Raw genomic sequence first — 3,667 nt, 5'->3', positions numbered from 1 at the left:
CTGCCGTTCGTTGCGGGTCGACCAAATGCCCGTGCAGGGCGGGAAGTGTGAATTCGCTGCGGATCGCACGAACGTCCGCTCTCTCAACAAAGCAAAATCTGCGTCAGAAAGCCCCAACTATCTTAGGACTTCATGCCCGAACCCGCTGTCTTAGTCTCGCGTAGAGCTGAATAGCTGGCTGATGTTCAAGCTCAACAACCACCGCGAAATTCTGCGCGACTTCCTGCGGTTCGGCCCAGCCTCCGACACAACGGACCACCAAGTAGTACTCGTCACCGTAGCCGGTTGTGTCTTGGACAAATGTCTTCGCCGCTGTTTGCAATGTCTGACTGTCCCGGCTGTTCGGTCCAGGCTCGAGGCCACACTTGAACCTGTTTGGAATATCTGGGGGATCGCCTTCCTCTGCCGTTCTCGTGCGAAAATGAGAAAATACTTCGGCGGAAGGACAGCCGCGCAGAAGCCGGAAGTTCATCTTCGTGCCGATGTATTCGGCGCGGGTTCGTCGCACTGGAGGGTCGAATGCCAGGGAAACACGGATTGTGCGTCGGCCGTTACCCTGGAACTCCGGCGGCACCGGCACGCGGTACACCGCGAAATGATTGATACTGAGACGGTCCTCCGCATAAAGCACGACCCGGTGATCGTCGGAATAGGCAGCCCGCAGCGTGTCCACCATTCCATGACCGCAGATACGTGCCCGATCGGCAAGATCCATGCCTGCCAGACGGCGGGCGCAAGCGTCGGGGACGCTTGATGCCCCCGCAAGAAGTGCCCGGATCAGGTTCGCGGAAGCAGCGGGGAACAGCCGAAGCAACTCCGCGGCTTTGTTAGCGAGCATCGGCGCAGCATACGAAGTCCCCATGCCGCTCGTAAGAAGCTGCCTAGTGAACTCATGGTTCAGCGTGATGACGCCGGCTTCCGGAATGTGTGGGGCCGACTGCAGCCTGGCTGAGGGCGCGTCGAATACCAGCGTTCCGCCGATATCCGCGAAATCGGGTTTCCGGATGCCGCCCGCACCGGGTCCCGAGCGGGAGAAGGGAGATGGTTCGAGCGGCTGAGTGATCGGCCGGATATGAGCATCTCGTTCATGTCTGGCCCCGACGCCCGTCCCGTTTGCCAATGCCCCGACCGTGATGACGTTGCTGGCTCCGGCCGGCTCGCAGAGTCGGTTCGCTGCTTCGAGCAGATATGCCGGATATTCGGTGACCGCTTGCTCGACTGATGATCCGCCGCGCGGGGCGCGGTTGCCGGCGGATACGACGATCAGCACGTCAAGTTCGCGTGCCAGTTCATCGAGTGTTGCGGCCCAAGGACCCACCCGCCCGGGTTCGTTGCGCGCGCGGACATCTCCGAGCGAGATGACGAAGAGACGGCATTCGTGTGCCCGATGCAATTGGGTGATCGCCTCACGCATCTGCCGCGGGAGCGTCCGGCGCTCGTAGAAAGCTCCATTGTCCTGCACCACCTTCGCGGACACCAGCTGCCCGGCCGGCTGCAGCCTTCCGTCCCGCAGCCGGTTCCTCAGATCGCCGAATAGTGCAACGCCCCCGACCCGCGTCCCGTGCCCCCAGATATCGGCGGTTCCGAGTTCTGCCGGAAAAGCCGTCCGTTCGACAACGATCCCCTCGAGGAACGGATGCTCGTTGAGGCCGCTGTCCAGCACGCCGATGACCGGCGCGTTGGCCTCCAACGGCAGAATTTCCGGCGCGTCCTCGAGGGTCATTTGTACGAAGTCAGACGATTCCAGGTCCGGCTCCGGCGGCAGATCAATGAATGCCACCTCGGGCACTGCCAGCAACGGCCGCAACACCCGTCCGGGAGCACGAACCCGCATCATCGTAATCGACGGACCTATGTAGACATCGAAGACTTCCGCGTCGCTGCCGGTGATGAAGTCCTCGATTTCCCCGGCCTTGCGTTCCCGTGCAGCCCGCCCGCCAAAGTCCCAGAGCTCGATATCGACCGTATAGACCTCGTCGCTTACTAGGTCCTCCGCTTCGGTGAGCCCGGCTTCCCTCAGGCGGATACCAAGCCGGTCGTGGGGCCTCAGTGTGCCTACGTCCTCGATCCGCGTGACGAACCCCTCATAGCGCCTCCCCCGCTGACCTTCTGGAATAGGTCCGTCGTAGGCTTCGAGGCGCTGCAGAAAGGCCGAGAGATCGCCTTCCGAAGAGAACAGGACAATGTTGCGGTCTTGGTCGCTGGACAGAAGCGTCAGGCCAAGTGCTTCCCAGTCCTCCTCGAGCAGCATCCCCTGCATCTGCACCCGCAGGATCAACGAGGGATCAACGAACTGAGGCGGCCGACTTTCCTGCTGTGTCCGAACGGCCTCTTCAACTTGACGACGCACGCGACCGCCGTATCCGCCGCCGCGTGATGGCGTCGGGCCGGGAAAACCGGTTTTCCGCCGTTCCATCGTTTCGGGCAGCCGCAGGAGCTGCAGATGCTGGTGGCGCGGCACGGCTTACTCCCCGACCTGCGCTTCCAGCTTCTGTTTGCGTGTCAGCCGTCGCTTGGCATCCCGCATCGCTTCACGGAAATCCTTGTCAGATACCGCCGTGTTACCGCCAAGGACCGACAGTTTCATTGCTTGAACGCAGACCCGTTCAAGGTCCGCGTAAGAATATCCCTGCAGCTGTGCGGCATAGCCAACCGGATCGAAGGAGGTCCGGATATTGCGGAAAGCATGAACCAGGTATTTGTTCACCATTGACGCGTCCGGCGCATCGAACCAAACAATCTCATCGAACCTCCGCCAGACGGCCGGATCGAGATGCCCGTCGAGATTGGTCGCCGCGATCAGGAAGCCGCTCGGCTGAATCTGCTCGATGAATATCAGCAGGCTGTTGACCACGCGCCGGAGTTCGCTGTGTTCGCCGGCTTCCTCGCGGGAGCGAGCAATCGCATCGAATTCGTCGAAGAACAGCACACAAGGCTGCCGGCGGGCGAATTCAAACGTCTTGCGGATATTGCTCGCGGTCTCGCCCAGGTAAGAAGAGATCAGGCTGTCAAGCCGTACATGGAAGAAGGGAAGCCCGAGCTCATTGGCAAAGACCTCGGCGCACAGGGTCTTGCCCGTGCCGGGCGGTCCGCAAAACAGTAGCTTGGATCGCACCGGAAGCCCGTGACGCCTGATCCGGTCTGCTTGCCGGAATTCCCGGATCAGTCCCAGAAAGAGCTCAGTGTTCTCCGGCGAGAGCAGGATATCCTGCGGGCCATGCACCGGTTCCACCCGCTGGATGAAGTCATTCGCCTCATCTGGGAACGGGACCAAGCGCGAAAGCCCCCCGGTCGGGCGCGCCGCCGAACCAATATTGTCCATCGTCTTACGCAGACTTTGCGCCAACACGCGATTATTCTTCTTCTCCTCTTCAGAGATTATCTGCTCAACAACCCCGCGGAATTCTTCCTCGTGGCCGTAGCTTGCAAGTAATTTTTTTATCAACTCACCGCGTGCCATGTTCGCCCCATATTTTAAAGCGAACTTACCTGCATTATGCGATTCTGACTAGCACGGATGTAGTTGAACTTAGCCTGAGAGGCTGGTACCAGCGTCTGGCAGACCGTAGGTTGTTCTGTCATTGGGACGCCAGATTGTAAACGTCCGCTCCGGGCCGGTGTTGCCACCGGCCCTTTTGTCATATCTCTATGCCTTCAGATATCGTTA

The 3,667-nt window shown here is 60.4% G+C and carries 2 protein-coding genes; both read right to left on the bottom strand.

The genetic code is table 11. From position 1 onward, the window contains the following. Positions 1-130: 130 nt before the first annotated feature. The gene (locus E1297_RS03580; RefSeq protein ID WP_368669453.1) at positions 131-2,461 is read right to left on the bottom strand and encodes a S8 family peptidase; all 2,331 of its coding nucleotides are present in this window, start codon (positions 2,459-2,461) and stop codon (positions 131-133) included. A 3-nt stretch (positions 2,462-2,464) separates the two neighbouring features. After that, positions 2,465-3,460: an ATP-binding protein gene (locus tag E1297_RS03575; RefSeq protein WP_155133979.1), complete on the bottom strand. Its 996-nt coding sequence runs from the start codon at positions 3,458-3,460 to the stop codon at positions 2,465-2,467. Between the last annotated feature and the right edge of the window lie 207 nt (positions 3,461-3,667).

The sequence above is a fragment of the Roseibium sp. RKSG952 genome, from assembly GCF_009711355.1.
Note: the sequence above shows the minus strand (reverse complement) of the source record. Positions and strands in the feature narration are given on the sequence as shown.

Excerpts from the sequence above, each read along its gene's own strand:
- E1297_RS03575 (WP_155133979.1), bottom strand. The coding sequence starts at position 3,460 with ATGGCACGCGGTGAGTTGATAAAAAAATTACTTGCAAGCTACGGCCAC.